This is a genomic window from Acidaminococcus sp. HCP3S3_H5 (assembly GCF_052122235.1).
Lineage (GTDB): Bacteria > Bacillota > Negativicutes > Acidaminococcales > Acidaminococcaceae > Acidaminococcus.
Window position 1 is genome coordinate 62367 of sequence record NZ_JBQKCS010000001.1, and the last position, 24600, is coordinate 86966.

The 24600-nt window shown below is 54.8% G+C and carries 27 protein-coding genes, 3 tRNA genes and 1 other annotated feature; of the genes, 28 read left to right on the forward strand and 2 right to left on the reverse strand.

Going from position 1 to position 24600, the window contains the following annotated elements; all coding sequences use genetic code 11:
• The first annotated feature begins 10 nt into the window (after nt 1-10).
• From ACTQY5_RS00340 to ACTQY5_RS00350, 3 genes are all read left to right on the forward strand, one after another.
• Nucleotides 11-1231: a restriction endonuclease subunit S gene (locus tag ACTQY5_RS00340; protein ID WP_441368614.1), complete on the forward strand. Its 1221-nt coding sequence runs from the start codon at nt 11-13 to the stop codon at nt 1229-1231.
• A gap of 12 nt (nt 1232-1243) precedes the next feature.
• Nucleotides 1244-4315, forward strand: coding sequence for a type I restriction endonuclease subunit R (locus ACTQY5_RS00345; RefSeq protein WP_441368615.1), 3072 nt, complete (start codon nt 1244-1246; stop codon nt 4313-4315).
• A 185-nt stretch (nt 4316-4500) separates the two neighbouring features.
• Nucleotides 4501-5214, forward strand: coding sequence for a hypothetical protein (locus ACTQY5_RS00350; RefSeq protein WP_441368616.1), 714 nt, complete (start codon nt 4501-4503; stop codon nt 5212-5214).
• Nucleotides 5215-5699: 485 nt separating this feature from the next.
• On the opposite strand, the gene ACTQY5_RS00355 is transcribed toward ACTQY5_RS00350, so the two are convergent.
• Entirely contained in the window at nt 5700-6104 is a 405-nt protein-coding gene (locus tag ACTQY5_RS00355; RefSeq protein ID WP_441368617.1) for a hypothetical protein, read from the reverse strand.
• A 624-nt stretch (nt 6105-6728) separates the two neighbouring features.
• Here ACTQY5_RS00355 and ACTQY5_RS00360 point away from each other — a divergent pair.
• The 4 genes from ACTQY5_RS00360 to ACTQY5_RS00375 all read left to right on the forward strand — a co-directional run bounded on the left by ACTQY5_RS00360 (nt 6729) and on the right by ACTQY5_RS00375 (nt 11776).
• Nucleotides 6729-7172 carry a hypothetical protein gene (locus ACTQY5_RS00360; protein ID WP_022488013.1) on the forward strand — a complete coding sequence of 148 codons (444 nt, stop codon included), beginning with the start codon at nt 6729-6731 and terminating at the stop codon, nt 7170-7172.
• 347 nt (nt 7173-7519) lie between these two features.
• The gene (locus tag ACTQY5_RS00365; RefSeq protein WP_441368618.1) at nt 7520-8107 is read left to right on the forward strand and encodes a hypothetical protein; all 588 of its coding nucleotides are present in this window, start codon (nt 7520-7522) and stop codon (nt 8105-8107) included.
• Between the two features lie 278 nt (nt 8108-8385).
• A complete protein-coding gene (locus ACTQY5_RS00370; protein WP_441368619.1) occupies nt 8386-10143 on the forward strand; it encodes an ABC transporter ATP-binding protein in 1758 nt (585 codons plus the stop codon).
• Nucleotides 10136-11776, forward strand: a complete 1641-nt coding sequence (locus ACTQY5_RS00375; protein ID WP_441368620.1) for an ABC transporter ATP-binding protein — start codon at nt 10136-10138, stop codon at nt 11774-11776. Before ACTQY5_RS00370 ends, ACTQY5_RS00375 begins: the two co-directional genes overlap by 8 nt.
• A gap of 76 nt (nt 11777-11852) precedes the next feature.
• On the opposite strand, the gene ACTQY5_RS00380 is transcribed toward ACTQY5_RS00375, so the two are convergent.
• Nucleotides 11853-12869, reverse strand: coding sequence for a hypothetical protein (locus ACTQY5_RS00380; protein ID WP_022487560.1), 1017 nt, complete (start codon nt 12867-12869; stop codon nt 11853-11855).
• Nucleotides 12870-12961: 92 nt separating this feature from the next.
• Nucleotides 12962-13156, forward strand: a binding site (T-box leader).
• Between the two features lie 36 nt (nt 13157-13192).
• Between ACTQY5_RS00380 and pheS the strand changes: the two genes are divergently transcribed.
• The 21 genes from pheS (at nt 13193) to radA (ending at nt 24523) form a co-directional block, all read left to right on the forward strand.
• The gene (gene pheS / locus ACTQY5_RS00385) at nt 13193-14215 is read left to right on the forward strand and encodes a phenylalanine--tRNA ligase subunit alpha (protein ID WP_303225959.1); all 1023 of its coding nucleotides are present in this window, start codon (nt 13193-13195) and stop codon (nt 14213-14215) included.
• 17 nt (nt 14216-14232) lie between these two features.
• Complete coding sequence (gene pheT, locus ACTQY5_RS00390; RefSeq protein ID WP_441368621.1) at nt 14233-16671, forward strand: phenylalanine--tRNA ligase subunit beta; 2439 nt, start codon at nt 14233-14235, stop codon at nt 16669-16671.
• A 105-nt stretch (nt 16672-16776) separates the two neighbouring features.
• Nucleotides 16777-16853, forward strand: a tRNA-Asp gene (locus ACTQY5_RS00395).
• A gap of 2 nt (nt 16854-16855) precedes the next feature.
• Nucleotides 16856-16930, forward strand: a tRNA-Gly gene (locus ACTQY5_RS00400).
• A 1-nt stretch (nt 16931) separates the two neighbouring features.
• A tRNA-Trp gene (locus ACTQY5_RS00405) sits at nt 16932-17005 on the forward strand.
• Between the two features lie 112 nt (nt 17006-17117).
• Nucleotides 17118-17417, forward strand: a complete 300-nt coding sequence (locus ACTQY5_RS00410) for an HIRAN domain-containing protein (RefSeq protein WP_022487557.1) — start codon at nt 17118-17120, stop codon at nt 17415-17417.
• A 186-nt stretch (nt 17418-17603) separates the two neighbouring features.
• Nucleotides 17604-17840: a hypothetical protein gene (locus tag ACTQY5_RS00415; RefSeq protein ID WP_288174585.1), complete on the forward strand. Its 237-nt coding sequence runs from the start codon at nt 17604-17606 to the stop codon at nt 17838-17840.
• A gap of 350 nt (nt 17841-18190) precedes the next feature.
• Entirely contained in the window at nt 18191-18403 is a 213-nt protein-coding gene (locus tag ACTQY5_RS00420; RefSeq protein WP_022487555.1) for a DUF7675 family protein, read from the forward strand.
• A 278-nt stretch (nt 18404-18681) separates the two neighbouring features.
• Entirely contained in the window at nt 18682-18912 is a 231-nt protein-coding gene (locus ACTQY5_RS00425; protein ID WP_022487554.1) for a hypothetical protein, read from the forward strand.
• A 66-nt stretch (nt 18913-18978) separates the two neighbouring features.
• Complete coding sequence (locus ACTQY5_RS00430) at nt 18979-19221, forward strand: hypothetical protein (RefSeq protein WP_279128334.1); 243 nt, start codon at nt 18979-18981, stop codon at nt 19219-19221.
• 181 nt (nt 19222-19402) lie between these two features.
• Nucleotides 19403-19609, forward strand: a complete 207-nt coding sequence (locus ACTQY5_RS00435; protein ID WP_441368622.1) for a hypothetical protein — start codon at nt 19403-19405, stop codon at nt 19607-19609.
• Nucleotides 19593-19796 (forward strand): CPCC family cysteine-rich protein, encoded by a 204-nt coding sequence (locus tag ACTQY5_RS00440; protein WP_279128333.1) that lies wholly within the window; start codon nt 19593-19595, stop codon nt 19794-19796. Before ACTQY5_RS00435 ends, ACTQY5_RS00440 begins: the two co-directional genes overlap by 17 nt.
• Before the next feature lie 148 nt (nt 19797-19944).
• The gene (locus tag ACTQY5_RS00445) at nt 19945-20241 is read left to right on the forward strand and encodes a hypothetical protein (RefSeq protein ID WP_441368623.1); all 297 of its coding nucleotides are present in this window, start codon (nt 19945-19947) and stop codon (nt 20239-20241) included.
• A complete protein-coding gene (locus tag ACTQY5_RS00450; protein ID WP_022487553.1) occupies nt 20238-20585 on the forward strand; it encodes a phage protein F in 348 nt (115 codons plus the stop codon). The genes ACTQY5_RS00445 and ACTQY5_RS00450 overlap by 4 nt, the downstream gene beginning before the upstream one ends.
• 2 nt (nt 20586-20587) lie before the next feature.
• Nucleotides 20588-20977 (forward strand): hypothetical protein, encoded by a 390-nt coding sequence (locus ACTQY5_RS00455; RefSeq protein ID WP_288174582.1) that lies wholly within the window; start codon nt 20588-20590, stop codon nt 20975-20977.
• Nucleotides 20974-21210: a hypothetical protein gene (locus ACTQY5_RS00460; protein WP_288174581.1), complete on the forward strand. Its 237-nt coding sequence runs from the start codon at nt 20974-20976 to the stop codon at nt 21208-21210. Before ACTQY5_RS00455 ends, ACTQY5_RS00460 begins: the two co-directional genes overlap by 4 nt.
• 95 nt (nt 21211-21305) lie before the next feature.
• A complete protein-coding gene (locus ACTQY5_RS00465) occupies nt 21306-21521 on the forward strand; it encodes a hypothetical protein (RefSeq protein WP_288174580.1) in 216 nt (71 codons plus the stop codon).
• 428 nt (nt 21522-21949) lie between these two features.
• Nucleotides 21950-22099: a hypothetical protein gene (locus ACTQY5_RS00470; protein ID WP_441368624.1), complete on the forward strand. Its 150-nt coding sequence runs from the start codon at nt 21950-21952 to the stop codon at nt 22097-22099.
• Between the two features lie 259 nt (nt 22100-22358).
• Complete coding sequence (locus ACTQY5_RS00475) at nt 22359-22631, forward strand: DUF1294 domain-containing protein (protein WP_441368625.1); 273 nt, start codon at nt 22359-22361, stop codon at nt 22629-22631.
• A gap of 83 nt (nt 22632-22714) precedes the next feature.
• Nucleotides 22715-23149, forward strand: coding sequence for a CtsR family transcriptional regulator (locus tag ACTQY5_RS00480; RefSeq protein WP_022487610.1), 435 nt, complete (start codon nt 22715-22717; stop codon nt 23147-23149).
• Nucleotides 23150-24523, forward strand: a complete 1374-nt coding sequence (radA, locus tag ACTQY5_RS00485) for a DNA repair protein RadA (RefSeq protein WP_441368626.1) — start codon at nt 23150-23152, stop codon at nt 24521-24523.
• Nucleotides 24524-24600: the final 77 nt, after the last annotated feature.

Consider the following 24600-nt stretch of genomic DNA (forward strand, 5'->3'; position numbering starts at 1 on the left):
AGATGGGATGATGAAAAAAGAAATGAAGAAGGTTCCGGCGGTACGGTTCAAGGGGTTTACGGGCGATTGGGAACAGCGGAAGTTTAGCGAGTTTACAAAAAATGTTGCGGTAAAGAACAAATCTGATTTACCTTTAGAAGTCTATGCAGTTACAAATGACAAAGGTTTTATAGCCCAGAAAGAAGCGCATGGTGAGTTTGGATACATGAATAATGTTGACCGGACTGTTTATAATATTGTTCCTCCAAATTCATTTGCATATAACCCAGCCAGAATCAATGTTGGATCAATCGGATATTATTCTGGAACAAAAAATGTAATTGTCAGCTCTCTTTATGAAGTCTTTCAGACAGAGGATTCTATTGATGACCAATTTTTATGGCATTGGATTAAATCAGATTATTTTCCAAAATGGGTTGAAAAGTTGCAAGAGGGGAGTGTGCGACTTTACTTCTATTACGATAAACTTCAGCAAGTAAAAATGATGTTGCCTTCTCTGGAAGAGCAGAAAAAAATTGGATGTTGTTTAGAGAAGTTGGATAAATTTCTCACCCTCCACCAGCAGAAACTGGACCAGCTGAAAAAGTTGAAAGCCTATTTCCTCCAGAACCTGTTCCCTGCCAAAGGGGAGAAGGTCCCGAAAATCCGGTTCAAGGGGTTTACGGGGGAATGGGAGAGAAAAAAATTAAAAGACTGTTTCTCAGATTTTATTGTTCCGATGAGAGATAAACCAAAGACATTTAAAGGAAATATTCCATGGACAAGAATTGAAGATATAGAGGGAAAATATTTAAATGGTTCCTTATCTGGCAGAAATGTTTCAGAAGAAACTATAAAAGAAATGAACCTAAAAATAATTCCCAAAAATTCATTGATAGTTTCAACAAGTGCTACTTTTGGTGTTGTAGCAATAGTTACTCGAAATCTAGTTACAAATCAAACATTTATTGGGCTTGTCCCAAATGAAAAAGATGAAATTAAATACTGGTATAGTTTCTTCCATTCTGATATGGCCAGAAATTATATGAGACTTCAGTCTGCGGGATCAACAATTTTTTATATATCCCGGGACAGTTTTGAAAGAATGCCGATTTTAAAGCCGTCAAAGCAAGAAATGATTAAAATTGGTAATTTCTTTGATAATCTTGACAACCTTCTCACTTGTCACCAACAAAAAATCACCCAGCTCCAGGCAGTGAAAAAATTCCTGCTGCAAAATCTGTTTGTGTAAGGGGGAAACCGTATGACTTCCTATGAATCGGAAGAAAGCATGGAGCAGCACCTGCTCCGGCAGCTGACGGAACAGCAGTCCCAGTGGACCCTCCGGGAGGACCTCCACACCATCCAGGACCTGTGGGACAATTTCCGGCGGATCCTGGTGAACAACAACAAGGAGCTGTTTGACGCCCATCCCCTCACCGACGGAGAATTCCTCCAGGTGCAGAACCAGCTCCGTTTCCCCACCTTTTACGACGGGGCCAAATGGATGCTGGGCGAAAACGGAGTGGCCCGGGTGGACATCCAGCGGGAAGACGCCAGCCTGGGCACCATCCATCCGGTGGTGTTCAAACGGGTGGACGTGGCCGGGGGTTCTTCGGTGTACGAAGCGGTGCACCAGATTCAGTTCCCCCGGAGGGAGGCTCTGGATCGGAACCGCCGGGGAGATGTGACCCTCCTCATCAACGGGCTGCCCATGATCCACATCGAGCTGAAGAACCGGGCCCATCCCTATATGGAAGCCTTCAACCAGATCAAGAAATACCTGAAAGAAGGGGTGTTCCGGGATTTTTTTTCTACCCTCCAGATGTTCGTGGTATCCAACGGGACGGATACCCGGTACATTGCGGCCGCTGCGGAAAGCAGCCTGAATCCCCAGTTCCTGTCCCTGTGGCTGGATGACAAGAACCAGCCTCAGACCGACTACCTGTCCTTTGCCCGGGAGGTATTATCCATTCCCGCGGCCCATCGGATGGTGTCCCAGTATACGGTGCTGGACAGCGAACGGAAGGCCATCATCCTGCTCCGGCCCTACCAGATCCACGCCATCGAAGCGGTGAAAAATGCCGTGAATCCCTATACGGATGGGGGCACCCAGTCCGGTTTCATCTGGCACACCACCGGGAGCGGCAAGACCCTCACTTCCTACAAAACGGCCCATTACCTGACCCAGATCCCCAGTGTGGACAAGGTGATCTTCGTGGTGGACCGGAAGGACCTGGACAACCAGACCACCGGGGCTTTCCAGGCCTATGCCCAGTATGACACCATCGATGTGAACGAAACGGACAACACCGGGGACCTGGTCAGGAAGCTCCAGGCCAAAGGCGGGGACGTGATCGTTACCACCATCCAGAAGCTCCAGATTGTTATGAAGCGGTACCCGGAAGGGTGTGACAAATACGAAAAGCTCCACAAGCTCCGGCTGGTGTTCGTGGTAGATGAATGTCACCGGGCGGTATCCCCGGCAGCCCAGGCTCAGCTGGACCAGTATTTCACCCGGCCCCTGTGGTACGGGTTCACCGGCACCCCGATTTTTGAACAGGATGCCAAGAACAGCGCCGGGAACCTGCCCAAGACCACCCAGGAACAGTACGGCAAGTGCCTCCACCGGTACACCATCAAAGAAGCCCTCCACGACGGGGCTGTGCTGGGGTTCCAGGTGGAATACCACAACACCTTCGACATGGAAGAACTGGCCCGGGAGAACCATGTAACCGGCTGGGAAGAAGACCAGGACGGGTTCAGCTTGGAAAAGGCCCTGCTCCGGGAGAAAATCCTGGATGCCGCCTACGAGGACGAAGGGCACATGCGCCAGGTGGTGGATTTCATCATCAACCGTTCCAGCGGCAAGTTGGGACTGGACCGGGGGAAGGGGAACAGCTTCACCGCCATTCTCACCACCAGTTCCATCCAGCAGGCCCAGAGGTATTACCAGCTGTTCCAGAAGGTGAAGGCCGGAGAAGTGCCGGGGCTGGAGGTAAGCAGCTCCATCAAACGGAAACTGGCGGATTTCCCCAAAGTGGCCATCACCTATTCCGTCACGGAAAATGAGGACAACAGCACGGTGAATCAGGACCGGATGAAGGAATCCCTGCAGGATTACAACGAGATGTTCGGTACCCAGTTCGGCCTGGACCAGCTGAACGCCTACAACGCCAATGTCAACGATCGTCTGGCCCGGAAGAAGGCCCAGTACCAGGTGCGGGACGCCCAGCTGGACCTGGTGATCGTGGTGGACCGGCTGCTTACCGGGTTCGATGCTCCTTGTCTGTCCACCCTGTTCATCGACCGGAAGCCCATGCGGTCCTACGGGATCATCCAGGCCTTTTCCCGGACCAACCGGCTGTTTGACAGCCAGAAACGGTTCGGGCAGATCGTCACCTTCCAGGTGCCGGCCCATTTCAAACGGGCGGTGGATGAGGCCATGACCCTGTATTCCGCCGGGGGCGGCAGCTTTGTCCAGGCACCCACCTGGGAAGAAGCGGAAATGAAATTCCGGGAAGCTCTGGGGAAACTCCGCCAGGCAGCTGCCAGCCCGGAAGCGGTGGATGGGCTGACGAAAAAGCAGAAAATCGCCTTTTTGAAGGCCTTCCGGGATTTTGACGATGCCTATGGGGATATCCAGGTGTATTCTGAATTCCAGGACCGGGACCTGGAACGGGATTATCAGATCTGTGAAGAAATCATCGAAGGGTACAGCGGCAAGTTCAACAATGTAAAAGAAGAACTGAAGAAGGATCAGGATGATGATGGGGACGAAGAGACCAACATCGTTGTCAACTACCAACTGCGCTGCTGGCATCGGGACCAGATCGATGAAGACTACATCCTGAAACTGATGGAGGCCACCCGGCCTGATGAATCGGCCCTGATGATTGCGGACAGTGCCAAAAACCAGAAGATTTTCCAGGAAATCGCCGAAGAAATCGAACGGTTCCGGAAAACCAATCCGGCCAGAGCCCAGATCCTGGAAGAAATCTGGCAGGAATACCGGGACAATCCGGCAGCCTTTGTGAACCAAAGCTTCGTGGATGTAATGAATGATAGGGTGCGGGCCAAAGCAAAGGCCATCATCGACAGCTTCGCCCAGGAATGGTGCGTGGATCCGGAAGCCCTGGAATTCTTCATGGAAACCTACGATGCAGGAAAAGATCCCCACGACAAACAGGTGAACCAGGACGCCTTGAAGAAAAACAGCCATATAAAAGAATACCGGAAGACTCATCCGGATATCGGGTTGAAGTACTGGGGACATTTGTTGAACGCAATCAGGACGATGTACGTGGAGAAGCTGCAGAAGCTGATTGAGCAGTAAAGGCGGGATAAAAGTCCGGCTTTCATCGAAGCCCCGGTGAAACGGGTCGGCCGTATGGTCAGCGCCCTATTGCGTGGGGCGGGAGACGTTTGGCGTAAAGAAAACGGACCTTCTGGAGAGAGGGTCCGTTTTTTTAGAAGGAGAGTCGATATTTATGTTAGTAGTTTACTTTGGGAGGAATTGATATGGCATTTTTCAAAACTTTTGCTGCTGTTCTGCTTTCCTGTTCTTTTCTCCTGCCAGCGGCTCTTGCGGCAGCACCTTCTTACCTGTCTCAGCGTCAGGCCGCAGAAAGAGCCAGGGAAACTTTTTTGATGAAGGGGACGGATGGAGGTTCTTATCGAATTTATGTAGTAGGAGAAAATGAGGAGTTTTTAGGGGGAAAATATTTTTGGACTAAAAATGAGCAGGAACAAAATTATAAAGGGAATTATTCTTTGTATATGGCACGCCTGGGAAGCAAGGAGATGGCACTGCGGCAGCCTGTGGAATTGCATCATAACCGGCCGATCATCGTGAATCCAGTTGATCCCAGTCGGAATGGGTTTTATGTAGCAAAAGGAATCAGGAGACAGCCGGATATTTTGGTCCTGACTCAGAGAGAATCAGGAGGGGGAGGCTTTGGAGCAGAGACATATTTCATACGGAACGGACAGCTCCAGCAGCTTTGGTATCTGCGGCCCAATGGTCAAATAGGAAAAAAAGTGTTCATAGGTTTCAAGAAACTTCATTATCAGAATGATGGCACCTTTGCAGTGCCTACCTGGACCAACCGGAAACCGGGAGGCCATTTTATCATTGTATATCGGCTGAATGTTTCCAGGATGCTGTTGGAACAGATCAGGGTAGAGAAGGTTTTACCCACCAGAGGAAATACACATTTAAGAACAGATGTGTAAGAAGAGGGCTCAACTGACTTCACAGGGGAAAAGCGGCCCGCCGCTTTTCCGTCTCACGCCGATGGAGACCATCTGCCGGGGGCAGATGGTCATGAGCTGACAGTCACTAGTCTCTAGTCTCTAGCGGAAGGTGGGAACCCGCCGGGCGGGTTCCTGGGAACGTATAAAAACCGCAGGCCGGGAAGGGCGGGCCTGCGGCCCGCCCCTACGGCGTTGGGGTCGAATGTTGGATAGAACGGTCACAGGAACGGATTTTTTGACAACCCCGTTTCTCTGATTTTCTGTTGCATCTCTGACCTCAACGTGGTAGGGGCTGCCCGCAGGGGAGTCCGTCCCGGCCTGCGGGTTTCACGTTCAAAGGCAGATGCGTCAGCATCTGGTATCCGAAACGATGAACGATCAACGACCAACGATGAACCAAAAGGCCGCCGGAAAATCCGGCGGCCTTATCATTGGGAAGGAAAACGCCCAAGGCGTTTTCCAACCTACAGCAATCCATGCAACTTTCCCAGTTTCTGGATCTGATCCAGGGAGTAATGGGTGATCCGGGAAATGGTTTCCATGGGAATCTTTTCCTTCAGCATGGCAACAATGTTGGATTCCCGTTCTTCCTGACGGCCTTCCTGTTTTCCTTCCAGGCGCCCTTTCTCAAGACCTTTCACCAGGCCTTGTTCCATTCCCTTTTCCAGGTTTTTTCTAGCAATGGCGTGTCCGATACCGCACATGGTCTCCGCCTCCTTTTTCATTTCAACGGTCATGGGAATATTGTATTCCCGCTCCAGGATATCTTTCTTCACATCCGGGTCCATTTCTGTGGACAGAAGGACGCTGAGCAGGTGGATAATATCCTCCTGCCTGCTGTCCGGCTGTCCCAGGCAGATCATCATCATGGACACCATATCATAAATTCATTTTATCATATTTTGGGCGACAGGGAACCAGTGCAGAGGGAGGAGTGCAGAGTGCAGAGTGAAGGACGGCTGGGCCGGACGACCCATTGCGATGCCATAGCGGCCTCACAATCGGAGAACCCCGTTGTTCACGGCCGCTCATCAGCGACTGCGTAGGGGATCGCCGGAGGCAAGCCCATCCCGGCCGCCGGTTTTACACAATATGAAGGGGGCTGTCGCATGCGCAGCAGCCCCCTTTTTTTTATGTTGAAAAATCAGATAATTTTGTTATACTTAAAAAGGCTGGAGGAATCCGGAAAAGAGCGAAAAGCCCCCCAGGCCACGGAAGGGCGGGCCTGGGGCCCGCCCCTACGGCGTTGGGGTCGGGATGTTGTTTGTACGGTCAGTTGGACGGGGATATCGGAGAACCCCGTTGTTCACGGCCGTCCGACAGCGACGGCGTAGGGGCTTGCCAGAGGCGAGCCCGTCCCGGCCGCCGGTTTTAATGTTCAAAGGCAGATGCGTGAGCATCTGGCATCCGAAACGATGAACGACATTCTGTCCCCAAAATTTCCCACCTCTTTTGGTATACTGGAACCAGGAAAAGAAAAGGAGGTAGGGATCATGAGCTTTGTTCTTGCGGAGGATATGGATTTTGGTACGGTGGAGACGGCGGTTTATGGGTACGTGAATTTCTGCCAGGGACCGGATTTTTATGAGTTCCGGATGAGTCCGGAGGCGGCACGGCCTTTTATGGAAAAAATCGACAAGGCCCTGGCGGGGCTCGATGGGGTGCTGAAAAAGCTGGACCCTCAGGCGCAGCCGTTGGATCAGGTCATTTACCAGGAGGGGGACGAGGACAACCAGGGGACTATTGTGTTCACCGCCTGTCTCCTGGGGCCGGTGGCCATTGACGGGGAATGGAAGAGTGAAGGGGATGCTCTGAAGTTCATCGATGAAATGGATCCGGAAGGGAAGCGGCATGTGGCCTGCGACCTGGTGGCCGACCAGTGTGATTTCGGCAATATCGTTACTCTGCAGCTGAAGAGGTTGGATGGGAGGGAGTAGGATGAAAAGCGGCAAATCCGCTTTTCAGTCTCAGGCTCAGCGTCTTTCGTCTCACGCCAAAGGAGACCATCTGCCTCTGGCAGATGCTTCTGAAGGGAAACGCAGCCCTAAAGGGCTGCTAACCCACCACCAGCCTTGCGGCTGGTCCCCCGCCCTTGAAAAGGGCGGATATACACTCGGGCTGGCGCCCATTGTTATCGTCCGCCCGACAGCGACGGCGTAGGAGCTTGCCGGAGGCGAGCCCATCCCGGCCGCCGGTTTTTACGTTCAAAAGCAGATGCGTCAGCATCTGGTATCCACAACGATGAACGATAAACGATGAACCACATTTCAGGAGGTGTTTAACCATGGTGCTGAAAAAACGACGGATCACCCGGGGGCTTTTGGCCGGGTGTTTGCTGCTTTCTCTGGCGGTTGGGGGAACGGCCCTGGCCCGGGAACCGGAGATCATGTCCAATCTGGGAGCCATTACCATCAGCTGTTCCATCTACCCAAGCCAGGCCGGGGTGGCGGGGGTGCGTACCGGCATTTCCCAGAGCCAGGTGGAGGAGGTGCTGGGGGCGCCCCAGTCGGTGAAATACGGCCGGGGGACCATGGAATATTCCTATCCTTCCCGTACGCTGCTTTTGGTGCATTTCAGCCCGGAAATGCCCTATCTGCTCATGGACATCAAAACCACCAACCGGGAAGATGCCACAGTGGACGGGGTCCGGCCAGGGATGGCGGAAACGGTGCTGAACGATGTGTACGGCCAGGCGGACGCCGTCTGGACCAAAAAGTATGAATCTCCCAAGATTCCGGAAGAGGACAACCAGAAGAACCACGACCGGCTGGACGAAACCATCTATGAATACCATGCCAACAAAACCACCACCCTGGCCTTCAAGGTAAGGCAGGGCGTGATCCGGGAGATCCACGTGCATCAGGCGGAGTAGAAAGGGGTGCGAAAACAGCCCCCATTTACGTGCCCCTGGTGCCCCCGGATTACCACTTTGACCCGGAGGTACTGGAAGCAGCCCTGGAACGGCTCCAGGAGATCTATAAGAAGATGCCGGTGAGGAAGAGATAGTGCAGAGTGAAGAGTAAAGAGTAAAGAGTGAAGAGTTGAAAACGCCTGAGGGTTTTCCTTCCTTTTCAAAAAGTTTATCTTTCCCCGCCTTCCAGTGCTGTATACTATAAAGATACAACGACAGCACTGGGGGGCGGTTTTTTTATGTTTGAAGGCAGAATCCGGGAGGTGGAGCGGCCGGATCGGATCCTTTCCTATTTTGGACAGGAAAAGGCCGTCCTGCTGGTGGTGACGGTCACCGGCATCCTGTACAACCTGGGCATGGGGGCGGGGCCCTATTTTGAAGGCCAGCTGGCCCAGTGCCTCTACGACATTTTCCAGGGCAAAGCCACTGCCGGGGACATGATCCGTCTGGCAGCTTTGTATGTGGGGGTGATCTTCCTGGTCCAGTTGTCCCGGGCCGGGAAGCGTTACAGTGTGCGGCTGTTTTCCAACCGGGTGAGCCGGACCATGCGCCATACCCTGTACCACAGCCTGGTGCGCCTGGAAGCCCGGCAGCTCCAGCAGGAAAACCTGGGGAACCTGATGACCAAGGCCATGGGGGACGTGGATGCCTGTGCGGAAGGGATGCGGAAATTCACCACGGAAGTGTTCGACACCGGGGTGGTGATGGTGGTGTACCTGAGCCTGCTGCTTGCCTACGACTGGCGGCTGACCCTGCTGGCCTGCAGCTTTACCCCGGCGGCCTACTGGATCGCCAACCGGCTGAAAAAACAGGTGGCCCAGGCCAACGGTGTCTACAAGGCCACGGAAGCCCGGCTGAACACCCTGACCCTGGACCGGGTGAGCCATGCCCTGACCTACCGGATCTACGGTCAGGAACAGAACCGGGATGCCGCCTACGAAAACCAGCTGACCGCCTACGAAAAGGCCAGCGCCCGGGCCAACATCTTTGAAGGGGCCCTGGGGCCTTTGTACGATGCCATTGCCATGGCAGGCACCGGGATGATCTTCTGGTTCGGGGCGAAAAATGTCCAGGGCACCGGGTGGGAGCTGTGGAACATTGCCAGTTTCACCACCTTTTTGGCCTGCTTTACCAAACTGGCGGTAAAGACCAGCCATGCGGCCAAACTGTTCAATGCGGTCCAGAAGGCCCAGGTTTCCTGGCAGCGGATCAAGCCCCTGCTCCAGCAGGCGGCTCCGGAAGGGGAAGAACAGCCATTGGGACCGGTGGAACCGGCGGATCTGGAAGTCCGGGACCTGGCCTGCCATTATCCGGGCCAGGAGGAAGGCCTTTCCGGGATTTCTTTTGCCGCTCATCCCGGGGACATTATCGGCATTACGGGACCGGTGGCCTGCGGAAAGAGCCTTCTGGGGAAGGTGTTCCTGGATGAAGTGCCCTGGACCGGGACCCTGCTGTGCCATGGGGAAGATTTCCATACCCTAGACCGGGAACGGCGCCGGAGCCTTGTTTCCTATCTGGGCCACGATCCGGAGCTCCTCAGCACTTCCATTGGGGAGAACATTGCCCTGGGAGACCCGGTGGATGTGGAAAAATACCTGGCCATGACCAATCTGGCAGAAGAGGTGGCGGCCATGCCCCAGGGAGTGGATACTCCGGTGGGCAGCGAAGGCACCCGGCTTTCCGGCGGGCAGCAGGCCCGGATCGCCCTGGCCCGGACCCTGGCCCATGCCCGGTCGGTGCTGGTGCTGGACGATCCTTTTGCGGCAGTGGACCGGAAAGGGGAAACAAAGATCCTGGAGAACATCCGCCGGGCTTTCCCGGACCGGGTGATCCTTTTGATTTCCCATCGGCTCACCCATTTCCCGGAATTTACCGGGGTCCTGTTCCTGGAAGGGGGACGGGGGGTCTTCGGGACCCATGCAAAGCTCATGGAGCAGGAGCTCGGCTATGCCCGGCTGGTAAAGCTTCATCAGGAAGGGGTGGATCTGGATGAATAGGAAGAATCCTGTTTGGGAAAGTGTCAAGGGAACCCTCCGGGCCCATCCCCGGTCCGGAGCCCTGGTGGCGGTGCTGGTGGTCCTTTCTGTGTTCACCTCCCTTTTGCCGCCCCTGGTGCTGGAACGGGCGGTGAACAGCCTGACGGAAGGACGGGGGATTCCCTGGCAGCTGGGCCTTTTGTACATCGGTCTTACGGTGCTGTCGGACTGCTGCGAAACCGCCCAGAACGGGGCCATTACCCTGTTCGGACAGAAGGTGACCCACGGTCTCCGGTCCACCCTGTGCGCCAAACTGGACCGGCTGCCGGCCCGGTACTTCACCGGCCATCCCAGCGGCCAGACCACGTCCATTTTTGTCAACGACGGGGACACCATCGATGCCCTGTATTCTGACGGGATCGTGGGGATGCTGGCGGATGCCTGCAAGCTGCTGGGGATTCTGTGGATCCTGTGGAGCCGGAGCCAGGGGCTGTTCTGGATCCTATGCCTGCTGCTGCCTCTGCTGTTTGGGCTCACCCGGCACTTCCAGAAAGGGACCCTGGCCGCCCAGCGGGAAAACCGCCGGGCCATCGGACGGGTGAACAGCCATGTGCCGGAAACCATCCGGAACATCCGGACCATCCATTCCCTGGGGAAGGAACAGTATATGGAAGACCGGTACGATACCCTGATCACCGACAGCTTCCGGGCCATCAACCGGGCCAATGTGTTCGACGGGATCTATTCTCCCATTATCCTGGTGACCCAGGCGGCAGTGGTGGCGGTGATCATGGTGGGGGCGGCCCTGGGCCCTGGCTGGGCGGATCTCTTCGGCCTTTCCGTAGGGTCCGCCGTGGCGGTGATCGCTTATGTGGGGAAAATCTTCGGGCCCCTGGAGAGCATCGGCATGGAAATCCAGAGCATCCAGAGCGCCATGGCCGGGATCCAGCATATCGGGGAATTCCTGGATGAAGAGGAGCGGACTTCTGTGAGCCGGGACCCTTTGCCGGAAGGAATCCGGGACAAGGCAGTGGCTTTTTCCCATGTGACCTTCGGGTATGATCCGGCCCGACCCATTTTGAAGGACTTTTCCTGCAGCCTGGAGCCGGGGGAACAGGTGATCCTTATGGGGCCCAGCGGCTGCGGCAAAAGCACCCTGTTCAAGCTGCTCCTGGGGCTGTACGGCCCCCAGCAGGGGACGGTGGCCCTGATGGGATACCGGGCCGGGAGCCTGCCGGAAGAGGAGAAACGGAGCCTGTACGGCTGTGTGGAACAGGAATTTTCTCCGGTGCCCGGTACCGTAGGGGACCAGGTGACCCTGGGAGATGGATCGGTGACTGCGGACCAGACGGACCGGGCCCTGGAACTGGTGGGCCTGCAGGAGGCGGTGGACCGGCTGCCCCAGGGGAAGGACACCCCCATGGCGGACGGGCTGTTCTCCCAGGGAGAACTCCAGCTGCTGAACATTGCCCGGGCCGTTGCCAAAGAACCCCGGCTGCTGCTCTTGGACGAAATCACTGCCAACCTGGACAGCCAGACGGAAGAAAAGGTACTGAAAGCCCTGGAAAGGGCCGCCCAGGGCCGCAGCGTCCTCAGCATCTCCCACCGGTTCTCCCGGATGATGGAAGGGCAGAGGATCATCAGGATGGGGTAACGGGCTGTCAATGGTCACTGGTCTCTGGACGATCCAGTGACCATTGACAAAAAAAGGTGCCCGGAGGCACCTTTTTTTAATATCCCAACTTTTTCTTCAGCTCTTCCATATCCTTTTCCGTCAGGAAGGGCCGGATCAGGCCCAGGTAGTATTCCGCTTCTTTTTCCCGGCCGGCTTTGTGACAGGCCTGGGCTCCTCCGGCGGCCAGCCGGAGGACTTCCGGATTGGGGCCCAGGGGGATGGCTTCCTTCTGGGCGAAGGCGGCCAGTTCTTCCCGGGTGGCCGGTTTCCCGTCCAGCTTCTGGTTTTCCGCCAGGGTCTGGAGCTGTTTTTTGGCTTCTTCCGAATCCTGGAAGTTCAGGCTCATGAGATAGGCGTACCGGGCTCCCTGCCAGTCTTCCTTATGGAGCAGCAGGGCTCCCTGGTTCCGGTAGCACCGGGCCAGGTCAGCAGGACGGAAGGCCTCACGGAACGCTTCCCGGTTCACCCGGCCGAAGCTTTCCCAGTCGGCCTCATCCTTCAGCACCGCCAGATAGGCCGCCCGCACCGGGGCGCTGGCCGGATCCCACCGGAGCCCTTTTTCCAGGGCCTTCCGGGCGTTTTTCAGGTTCCCCTGGGCCAGTTCCAGTTCCCCCTGGACCAGATACAGCAGGTGGAAGGGGAAGGGGGCCTGCTGGACGTTCTTTTTCGGCTGGTAAAACTGCTGGAACAGCACCATTTCCATGGGCTCTGCAAAGGACCGGAATTCCACTTCCGAATCCGGCTGGAACAGGGCGGAATGTTCCGCTTCCTGGATATGGGGGGCCAGCAGCTCCCGGGCCTTGTCAAAATCCCGGGCAGCGGTCAGCTTCCGGGCTTCTTCCAGATGAGCCCGGAATTTGTCGAAAGCCTGGCTGAACATGTCTGCAAAATGCTGGCGGCTTTCCTCCGGCATCAGCTTGTACAGCAGCTGGCTGCAGAACCGGGCGATTTCCCGGTGGAGAGGGTGGTCCCGGTACAGTTCCATGCACCCCTGCAGGTATTTGATGTCTTTCTGGGAGTTCCCGGTCAGGTTCTCCCGGATGGATTTTACAATGGATTCCAGTTGTTCCATGATTTTTCCTCCGATTCGTGGCAATGTATCTACTATTATACAGCCCTTGCCCCCTTCCTTCAACTGTGCTATAATGGTTCCATTCAATTCCATACCTTGCCATGAACAGGAGAGTACGCATTTCCGGAGGTCACAGAGAGTGGGGAGCAGGTGGGAGCCCCGCACGGAAAGAAATGGGGAAGTTCACCTGGGAGCAACCGGACTGAACGGAGTAGGCCCGGCGCCGGCAGCGTTATCGGCCAGATGAGTGAAAAAATAGGGTGGTACCGCGAACCTTCGCCCCTTGTGGGGACGGAGGTTCTATTTTTTTAGGAGGCGTGAACATGAGTGACAAACTGCAGGAACTGCGGGAGAAGATCCAGAAGGATCTGAGCGAAGTCAAAAGTGTGGAAGATCTGAAGAACATCCGGGTCCAGTACCTGGGCAAGAAGGGGGCCCTGACCTCCATTCTCCGGAGCCTGGGAGACGTGGCAGCGGAAGAACGGCCGAAAATCGGCAAAATGGTCAACGAAGTCCGGGCCAAGGTGGAACAGCGGATCAACGAACAGATGAAGCTGCTGGAAGCCCATCAGATGGAAGAAAAACTGGCCAGTGAAACCCTGGACTTTACCCTGCCGGGACGGAAACCGGCCCTGGGTCATCTCCATCCGGTGACCCAGACCCTCCGGGACATCAAGAAAGTCTTCATGCGCATGGGATTCGAAGTGGTGGAAGGACCGGAAATCGAAACGGACTACTTCAACTTTGAAGCCCTGAACCTGCCCAAGGACCATCCGGCCCGGGACATGCAGGACACCTTCTACATCACTGACGATATCCTGCTCCGGACCCAGACTTCCGGGGTACAGGCCCGCACCATGCAGAGCCGGGAACCCAACAGCCCCATCCGGATGATCTGCCCGGGCACCGTGTACCGGAACGACTATGACGCCACTCATTCCCCCATGTTCCATCAGGTGGAAGGGCTGGTGGTGGACAAGGACATTTCCCTGGCGGACCTGAAAGGGACCCTGGAACTGTTCTGCAAGGAAATGTTCGGGGACAGCGTAAAGATCCGGCTGCGGCCCAGCTTCTTCCCCTTTACGGAACCCTCCTGCGAAGTGGATATCAGCTGCGTCATGTGCGGGGGCAAGGGCTGCCGGGTGTGCAAGAACTCCGGCTGGCTGGAAATCCTGGGGGCCGGGATGGTGCATCCCAACGTGCTGCGGATGAGCGGCTACGATCCGGACAAAATGAAGGGCTTTGCCTTCGGGATGGGCGTGGAACGGATTGCCATGCTGCGGTACGGCATCGACGATCTCCGTCTGTTCTTCGAAAATGACCTGCGGTTCATCCGTCAATTCTGAGTGGGAGGCAAAGGACAATGTTAGCTTCTATTAATTGGTTGAAACAATATGTGGATATTCCCGTAACGCCGGAAGTGCTGGCGGACAAACTGACCCGGGTGGGCCTGGAAGTGGAACAGGTGATCCATCTGGGCGAAGGCCTGGAAGGGGTCATCACCGGGAAGGTGGCCCAGATCGAACGGCATCCCAATTCTGACCATCTGTGGATCTGCCAGATGGACCTGGGGCAGGGGGAACTGGTCCAGATCCTCACCGGGGCCCAGAACGTGCATCAGGGGGATATGGTACCGGTGGCCGTGGTGGGCTCCCATCTGCCCGGCGGCATGACCCTGAAGGCCGCCAAGATGCGGGGCCTGGATTCCAACGGCATGCTGTGCAGCGCCGGGGAACTGGGCATCGATGCCAAACTGCTGCTGCCGGAACAGCGGGACGGGATCTTCATCCTGCCGGAAAACACTCCCATCGGGGTGGACGTGAAGGAACTGCTGGGGCTGGATGATGTGGTGCTGGATATCGACCTGACCGCCAACCGCAGCGACTGCTTCAACATGCTGGGCCTGGCCCGGGAAACTGCCGCGGTGCTGGGACAGAGCCTGCGTCTGCCCAAACTGGCCACCCGGGACGAAGCGGCCGGCAGCGCAGCCGACTGTGCCAAGGTGGAAATCCAGTGCAAAGACCTGTGCACCCGGTTCGCCATGCGGATGGTGAAGGACATCCAGGTGACGGAATCTCCTGAATGGATGCAGAAATTGCTCCGGGCTGTGAACATCCGTCCCATCAACAACGTGGTGGACGTGACCAACTATGTGATGATGGAACTGGGCCAGCCCATGCATGCCTACGACTATGACACGGTGGCGGACCATACCTGGATCGTCCGCCGGGCCCAGGAAGGGGAGACCCTGGTGACCCTGGACGGCCAGAAACGGGACCTGAATCCCAACATGATCGTCATCGCCGACCCGGAAAAAGCCATTGGTCTGGCCGGTGTCATGGGCGGCCTGGCTACGGAAGTCACCGGCAAGACCGTGAACGTGATGCTGGAATCCGCCACCTTCTACGGCCCCAGCATCCGGCACACCTCCAAGGACCTGGGCCTGCGCAGTGAAGCTTCCCAGCGGTTCGAACGGGGGGTGGATACCATCCGGGACCACGATGCCCTGAACCGGGCTGTGCACCTGCTGGAAGAAATGGGGGCCTGCAAGGCCGTAGCCGGTGTGGTGGAAGACTACCCGGTACCCCAGGAACCGGTGAAGATCAAGGCCCTGCCGGAAGCCCTGCGCCGGCGGATCGGCACGGAAGAAATTACCGATGCAGAGATGCGTTCCATCCTGGAAGGGCTCCGGTTCGATGTGGAACCCCAGGCCGACGGCAGCTGGCTGGTCACCGTGCCCACCTGGCGGAACGACTGCACTTGCGATGCGGACCTGTCCGAAGAAGTGGCCCGGATGTACGGCTACGACAAGATCCCGTCCACCCTGCCCCAGCTGGATATGGCCCGGGGCGGCCAGGCTCCCATCGAGGACGTGAAGGACAAGGTACGGAACTGCCTGGCGGATGCGGGTCTGGACGAAGTGATGACCTACACCTTCATCAACGCCGGGGACTTTGACAAACTGGGACTGGGCGCCGACGACAGCCGCCGGCAGGCCATCCAGATCATCAACCCCATCAGCGACGATTTCCGCACCATGCGCACCACTCTGGTGCCCAGCCTGCTGAATACCGCCGCCTACAACCTGGCCCGGCAGAACGACCGGGTGGCCCTGTTCGAAGTGGGCCGGGTGTTCCTGCCCAAGGCTCTGCCCCTGACAGAACAGCCTGCGGAAAAGACCCGTCTGTGTGTGGTGCTGGCCGGGAAACGGAATGAACTGAACTGGACCGAAAGCAAGGACGCGGTGGACTTCTTCGACCTGAAAGGGGACCTGGAACTGGTGCTGGAAGTGCTCCAGGCCAGCGGCGTGACTTACGCCAAGCCGGAAGAGAAGTTCCTCCATCCCGGCAAGAGCTGCACCGTGCTCCATGACGGGAAGGCCGTAGGCTTCATGGGGGCCCTCCATCCCCAGGTGCAGGACCGGTTCGGCCTCAGCGCGGAAACCTTCGTGCTGGAACTGGATCTGAGCAGCTTCGTGGAGGGGGCGGAACGGATTCCCCAGTTCACCCATATTCCCCAGTTCCCCAGCACCAGCCGGGATATTGCCGTGGTGGTGCCCCAGACCGTCAGCGCCGTTGACCTGATGGCGGAAATCCGCACCCAGGCCGGCCCGCTGCTGAAGGATGTGCGGCTGTTCGACGTGTACAGCGGCAAGCAGGTGAAGAACGGCTGCAAGAGCGTGGCCTTCAGCCTGACCTTCCAGGATCTTACCCGGACCCTCCAGGACAAGGAAATCAACGACATCATCAACCAGGTGGTGAAGAAAGTCCAGGAACGGTTTGAAGCAGAGCTGAGAGAGTAGGAGGCTGCTGCCTCTGCTGACAGGTTTTTCCAAAAACCTGTTGACAAAAATCCCTTTCTATCGTATACTAAACAAGTCAGCGGCGCTGGAAAGCAAAGCGACAACGGCCCAGTAGTTCAGTTGGTTAGAATGCCGCCCTGTCACGGCGGAGATCGTCGGTTCGAGTCCGTCCTGGGTCGCCAATGCGGAAGTAGCTCAGTGGTAGAGCATCACCTTGCCAAGGTGGGGGTCGCGAGTTCGAATCTCGTTTTCCGCTCCATAGGAGTATAGTTCAATGGTAGAGCAACGGTCTCCAAAACCGTCGATCTGGGTTCGAATCCTAGTACTCCTGCCAGAGAATTTGAGAGGACTTCCCGAAAGGGAAGTCCTTTTTCGTGTATTCTGTCCCCCATTTTACCCACATACTTTCTTATAATGGAAGTAAGAAAAGGAAAGGTGGGAGTTCTATGAAAAAGATTTTCATTACCATTACCGGCTGCAATCATTATCTGGGGTATGAGGTGTTCCATCGGAAAATGGAACTGGTGCTGCGGAAGGAACCGGACAACGAATACGATAAAGAAGCCATCCGGGCGGAGATCCCGGGGATCGGGAAAGTGGGATACGTGGCCAACAGTACCCACACTGTGCTGGGGGACACCTGCAGCGCCGGACGGATCTACGACAAAATCGGGAAAAAAGCCCATGCCAAGGTGGTTCTGGTCACCGAACGGGGCGTAGTGGCACGGGTGAAGAGGGAAAAGTGAAGAGTGGAGAGGGGAGCCCGTCCCGGCCTCCTTTGTATAAAATGAAAAAGAGGAATCCTGCATGAAACTGAAAACCACTGATATCCTTATGACAATTTGTGTACTGGGATCCACTCACAAGATTGACACGTTGAGTTATATCATCTGGGGCTTGTATGTTATTTATATGTTTTGCAGATTTTTGGATTGGAAAAAGAAAAAATGAGGAAAAGGAAAAATATCCCCTGGCTGGACAATGCTGTCGCTTACGCTGAAACAGGAGAAATCCGGCCCTGTCCACGATGTGGCAGCAGGGATATAGAAATAACTGTTTTGGATAAAGGCAGAAAATCCATTACCCTGGTTTGCAGGAAATGTGGCAGCTGGAGACATTTTGATGGAGGGAAAGAAAATGATGATGCAACCGTCAAAAGAAGAATATGAAATATGCGAGAAATTAAAAAAATGTACAGATGAAAAGGAAAGAAAAATCCTGGAAGAAAAATGGGCTGAGTGTATACGGAGAAATCCTATACCTGAATTGGACACACACCGGAAGCAATGAGTGCAGGGGACTATTGCCCTGAGGCATTCATTAGCTCTTCGAATGGGAAAAAACTGGATTTAAAAATCCGTGTGCTTGCTGTGGTCAACGATGGGAAAGGCGCTGGAAACAGTCCAGGATACGAGAAGGTGTACGATAATTATCCAAACGACGGAAGAATCTACTCTTAAAGAGATTCTGGCTCATATCAATACTGACAAGAATGAGCAGAAGAAAGGGGAACGGGGCTATGAAAAGTAAGTATAATTATCCCTGGTACAAGAACAACCCCCTGGATAAGGTCTGGTGGAAAGACGGCGATTCTCTTGGGGAAATGATCTTCAGCTTTGATCGGGTCCATGAATTTAATTTGTGGACGGACTACCCCCAAAAACTGACGCATGAGCAAAAGTCTTTATTTGATCGGGAGAACCCGGAATGGAAAAAGTTTTTCGAACCGTGAATAAAATATATTAAACTTAAACCGCTTCTAATGGAGAAATATCTTCCGTCTGCAAACTCGGGAAAAAAGCCCCTGCCAAAGTAGTGGCGGTCACCGACCGGGACGTGGTGGCACAGGTGAAAAAGGAAAAGTGAAGAGTGCAGCGTGAAGTGCGGGACGGTAGAACGGGCCGTATGGACGGTACTCTACAGAATCTCCGGCCTGGCGGGCAAGTCCCTGGTCTCATAGGGACGGTGAACTGGCGGAGGATATCGCTTTTATAGGGAGAAGAAATTGAAATGAACGGATATAAGCTGCCGAAGCCTACGGTCATCGAACAAAAAATGATAGAGTCCCTTGAACGCATATCCAAAGATGAAAAATTTCTGTTTGGAATCTGTGCAACCCTGGAAACAGATGAGCTGCGCCAGGAAATGCGTGATGCCATTGAAGACGGCGATGTCCAGACAGAAGAAGACGCCATCTATTATGCTCTTCAACTGGATAATGAAGGAGCTTCCCATGGATAAACAGCTGGATCATTAGCATGCCGGCTGCTGTCCAAACTGCCTGTGCTACAGGAGGGTTAAAATCAAATGACTGATTGGAACCAAAGGATGCCTCAGCCAAAGGGACTGGAAAAGAAGATGGTAGATAAGCTGCGTACAGTATGGAATAACGATGAATTCATATTTGGAAATAGACTGGTCATAAAAACAGACGATGAGCGTAGGGAAGTCATAGAAGCTATCGAATCTGGAAAGATTACCACTCCTTCTGATATGATTCTATATGCGAACCAAATTTGTGAAGACAGGGGAGATGATCCCCTTGGATAACGGAATGATCGAGAGTGTAAAATATTTTGTGTAAATGCATAAGCTTCTTGCTCAAAATCTATTTATACCTCATACTGAAAGGGACCAAAGGCAAAGGAGTGGAATACTATGGCAAAGCGTACTCTTACCCCCGATTGCAGAGTTTGGCAATATTACCAGAGAAGAGTATATTAAAAGAGGGATGGAGCTTGTCCAATCTGGGACTGGAAATGGCATTTTGGGGCATGTCGACAAAAACAATATTTTAACAAGGCACGATGTGGAGAAAAATGAGTTTGCCAAAGGACGTCCAGATCGTGGAATATATACGTATTTTAGACCGGTAAAGGAGCTAGAGTATTATAAAGAAATGAAGAAAGGGGATTTGGAACATGGAGGAAAAAAATAACTACCACAAGTGTCTTTGTTGTGGAAAAGGGATTGTGGAAGGCAACCAACTCTATGATATTTGCAGTATTTGTGGTTGGGAAGATGACCCAGTACAGGCAGGAAATCCTGAATTTTCTGGAGGCGCCAATAAAATGTCCCTGGATGAAGCCCGTAAGGCTTGGAAAGAAAGGAAGCAAATTTACTGATGGATAACATCCGAATCATTTACCGTATCCTATTGATGCAGATGGCCATGAGAATGGCCAAGGGTATCAAAGATTGCGTACCTGGAATTTAATATAACCGCCTTCGTGGAAACGTCGGCGGTTTTTTCATGTCTGAAAGTGAGCAACCATGAAAAAGAACCGTTCTCTCTGGGAGCCCAAACGCCGCATTGAGGCAGCGTTCCGGCGCCGGCTGCTGGCCATTGCCAGGACCATCGTGCGGAAAGTGAAAGAAACGAATGACCCGGACGAAATCCAGCGGATCCTGCTCCAGATCACCCGGACAAAAGAATATCAGAAGCTGTGCCAGTCCGCTGCCATGAAGATGGTGATGGGCCTCCGACATCGCGGAAGAGATCCAAAAAATGTTCCCAGAGAAAACGACGGCCAGGGCCGAACTGATCCGCCCGGACCCAGACCTCCATGACAAGCACCAGCCTGACCTGGCAGCGGTCCAATCGACTGGGGGCCCATTGGTATATCTGGCGGGCCGTCGGAGATGCCAGGACCCGGCACAGCCACGAAAAGATTGAAGGGGTCCTGGTGAACTGGAACCATCCACCAGCGCCGGAGGATCTATTCCCGATTCCCAACGCAGACGGGAAGCCCCGCCGGAACACCCTGGGCCATTACCATGCGGGCTGCTGCCCCAACTGCCGGTGCTACCCGGAGCCGGTTATCGACCTGGATCAGGTGACCTTCCCGGCCAGGATTTACATGGGGAACAGGATTCAGACCATACGGGAAAAAGAATTTGAGAGGATGATGTGACGATGGAGAATAAAGGCCGAATCCTGCTGAAACTAAAGACCATGATGCTGCGGGTAGCCACCATGGACAAATTTAATAAAGCAGCGCATCCACGTGGGGGAGACCCAGAAATTAGGGGAAGATTTTCTAAATCACCAGGTATTGAAAACAAGTTGATAGACAAGCAAAAAAATGATAACCTAAAAAGGGATAGACATGTAAAACGGCAACATACCACAATACGCCTATCTCCAAAAGAGTATGCTGAAGTAGTCAGTGTCCTTAACACAAACCTTACGAAAGAAGAACGAAAGAAAAAATGGTTGCAGAAAGCTGTGGAAAATTATTGCTATACTTTTAAAAATATAGGATTTAATCAGTATGAATTCATTAGAAAGGAAAAAATAAAATGAATGAGCATACATTACCAGAGCCAACGCCAACTGAAAGAAAGATGATGGATGTTCTTAGCAAGATATGGAACCATGATGATTTTATATTTGGAATCAGAGTGACGTTGAAAACGGATGAACTTCGTCAAGAAATGGCTGATGCCATTAAGGATGGAGATATTGTAACCAGTGATGATGCTATTCTATATGCGGTACAGCTTGCTGAGGAAGATATCCATTATCGTCGATTATGATAGGATTTGTTTCGTATCAGATAGAAATTTGAATAAAAGCACCAGCCGTCCCTAGCGGGGCGGCATTTTTATACCCGAAAACAGGAGGGAACAGGATGAAAACAAAAGATGCACTGGCGATCGGAATCAAGCTGGGCAGGCTGCAGCGGACCCTGGACGCATGGGAAGAAAGCAAGCACCCGAGAGCGAACAATGGGCAGTTTTCACATTCGGCCGGAGGTGGGCCGTCTTCCCTAAATACCATTGCTTACGCTGCAACAGGAGAAATCCGGCCCTGTCCACGATGTGGCAGCTGGAGACATTTTGATTGAGGAAACGGGAAATGAGACCTGTGGTGGAAACCCGCTGGGCGGGTTTCCATAAACGTATGAAACCGCAGGCCGGGACGGGCGGGCCTGCGGCACGCCCCTACCACGTTAGGGTCAGATGGTGATTGTTCAATCGGGTGGACGGGATCTGCGGTTGTCCGTGCAAGAGGTCCGGCCAGCGGCCGGTCTGCCTGGGACAACAACCGGAGAACACCGTTGTTGCATCGGTCCTTCGACAGCAACGGCGTAGGGGCTGCCCGCAGGGAAGCCCGTCCCGGCCTCCCGGCAGGGTTCGGTCTGTGGGGGCGTCCTGGGCATGGGACAGCATTTCTTCCACTATACTGCAGGTAATTTCATCGTAGGAAAAGAAGAGAAAGAGTCAATGTTTCCTTTGTATGCTACAATAGAAAGAAACAAGGAGGGCGGCCACGATGAAATGTCTGGGAAAAACCACGGCCCTGGCAGCCCTGTGCCTGCTGCTGGTCCTTCTGGCAGGGTGCAGGGTGGACCAGAGGCAGCGGGACGGAAAGACCGGGGCGTCGCCGGTAAGGATCAGGGAGCTTACAGTCACTAGTCTCTAGTCTCTAGCCGAATGAAATCATCTGCCAAGGGCAGATGATCCTGAATAGAAACGCAGCGGGGCTGCTAACCCACCACCATTGCGCAAGCGCAACGGTCCCCCGCCCTTGAAAAGGGCGGATATATAAAGGTGGATGCACTGCCGGAGAACACCGTTGTTCCCTGCCGTAGGGGCTACCCGCAGGGGAGCCCGTCCCGGCCTCCCGGCAGGGCCGGTCTGCTTTCTTTCTTAAACGATGAACCATAAAGGAGCTCAATATCATGTCTTTCCAACTTACCCCGCTTACAGCGGGACTTCTTTTGATCAATGTTATTACTTTTGCCGTGTACGGCTATGACAAATTCTGTGCCAAACGGGGGGCCTGGCGGGTGCCGGAAATCCGGCTGCTGGGGCTGGCGGCCCTGGGGGGCAGTGTGGGGGCTCTTTTGGCCATGTTCCTGTTCCGGCACAAGACGAAGCATCTGAAATTCACCATCGGGGTGCCGGTGATCCTGGGACTGCAGGTTTTAGTGGGGGCCAGGGTGTTGGGGTGAAACAATTCCCTCTTGCCAAACGTCAAATTGTCAAATATAATAGAGCATGGGAGAACCTGTCTGTCCCGTAGGAGGTAATCATCATGCGCAATATTGCAGATGCCATAGAGCAATTCATCATCAGCGAGCTGTTCGCCAACGAACAGGACCGGGTGGATGTGAAACGGAGCCAGCTGGCGGAAAAGCTGTCCTGTGCTCCCAGCCAGATCACCTACACCCTGACTACCCGCTTCACCCCGGAACGGGGGTATGAAGTGGAATCCAAACGGGGGAACGGGGGCTTTATCCGGATCATCCGGCTGCCCCGGGAACCCCATGTCCAGCCCCAGCTTCCTGCGGGGAAGGACGTGAAATCCTCCGGCCAGCTGGTCCAGCTGCTGGCGGCCCACAAACTGATCACCGGCCGGGAGGCCCGGCTGCTGGATTATTTCCTCCATGTGCTGGGGGACCATGTAAGCGAAGAAAACAAGGAACAGATCGTGCGGAATGCGTACCAGCTGCTCCAGGAGGAGGAGTAAGTGGCCAAGACACAAACCCATTACGTCTGCCAGAACTGCGGGTATTCCACTCCCAAATGGCTGGGCAAATGCCCGGAATGCGGCCAGTGGGATACCCTGGTGGAAGAAACGGCGGCTCCGGCTCCCAGCCGGCAGCGGCCGTCTTATCTTGCCATTACGGAAGCCCCCACCCCCAAGACCCTGAAACAGGTGGAAAAGGTGAAGGTCCAGCGGATGACCACCGGCATCCATGAGTTCGACCGGGTGCTGGGGGGCGGCATCGTCCCCGGGTCCCTGGTCCTTTTGGGCGGGGCCCCCGGCATCGGCAAAAGCACTATCACCCTGGACGTTTCCATGAAGGCGGCGGCCCGGGGTGCCCGGGTGCTCTATGTATCCGGGGAAGAGAGCGAAGCCCAGACGGCCATGCGGGCAGAGCGGCTGGGACAGGCAACGGATGCTCTGCAGATCATGACGGCCACGGAACTGGGCACCATCCTGGTCCAGGCCAGACAGGTGAAGCCCCGTCTCCTGGTCATCGACTCCATCCAGACCATGTACAACCAGGAACTGGAAAGCGCCGCCGGCAGTGTGGGCCAGGTGCGGGAATGCACCGCCAAGCTGCTGACCTTTGCCAAGGAAACAGGGATCGCGGTGATCATCATCGGCCACGTGACCAAGGAAGGGAACATTGCAGGCCCCCGGCTGCTGGAACACATGGTGGACGTGGTGCTCCAGTTCGAAGGGGACCGGTCCTACACCTACAGGGTGCTCCGGGCTCTGAAGAACCGGTTCGGCTCCACCAGTGAATGCGGGATCTTTTCCATGGAAGAGGAAGGGCTCCGGGAAGTGGCCAACCCTTCCGGACTGTTCCTGGAAGCCAAGGAAGAACCGGTATCCGGGTCGGTGATCACTGCCGCCATGGAAGGGAACCGGCCCATTTTGACGGAAATCCAGGCCCTGGTGTCCCACACCCCCTTCGGGCTGCCCCGGAGGACGGTGGTGGGGGTGGACTTCAACCGGGTGAACATGCTGCTGGCGGTGCTGGAAAAGCGCTGCGGCATGAACTTCGGGGATCAGGATGCCTATGTGTGCGCCGTAGGGGGCATGAAGGTGAAGGAACCAGCGGCGGACCTGGCCATTCTGGGAGCCCTGGTTTCCAGTTACCGGAACCGGCCGGTGCCCATGGGGGTGCTGGCGGTGGGCGAAGTGGGCCTTACCGGGGAACTGCGCCGGGTGGGCCTGGCGGACCGGCGGATCAAAGAAGCGGCCCAGCTGGGATTCCACCGGTTCATCGTCCCCAAAGGAAGTTTCCCACCAGGAAAAGAACCCAAAGAAGTCACCATCATCCAGGCCAGGACTGTGGAAGAGGCCATAGCAGGGATGTACAGGGAATAGGGGCTGCTGATCAGCAGCCCCTTATTTATTTGACAGCCTTCTTCTCTTTTTATATAATTTATGGGATACGAAAGAGA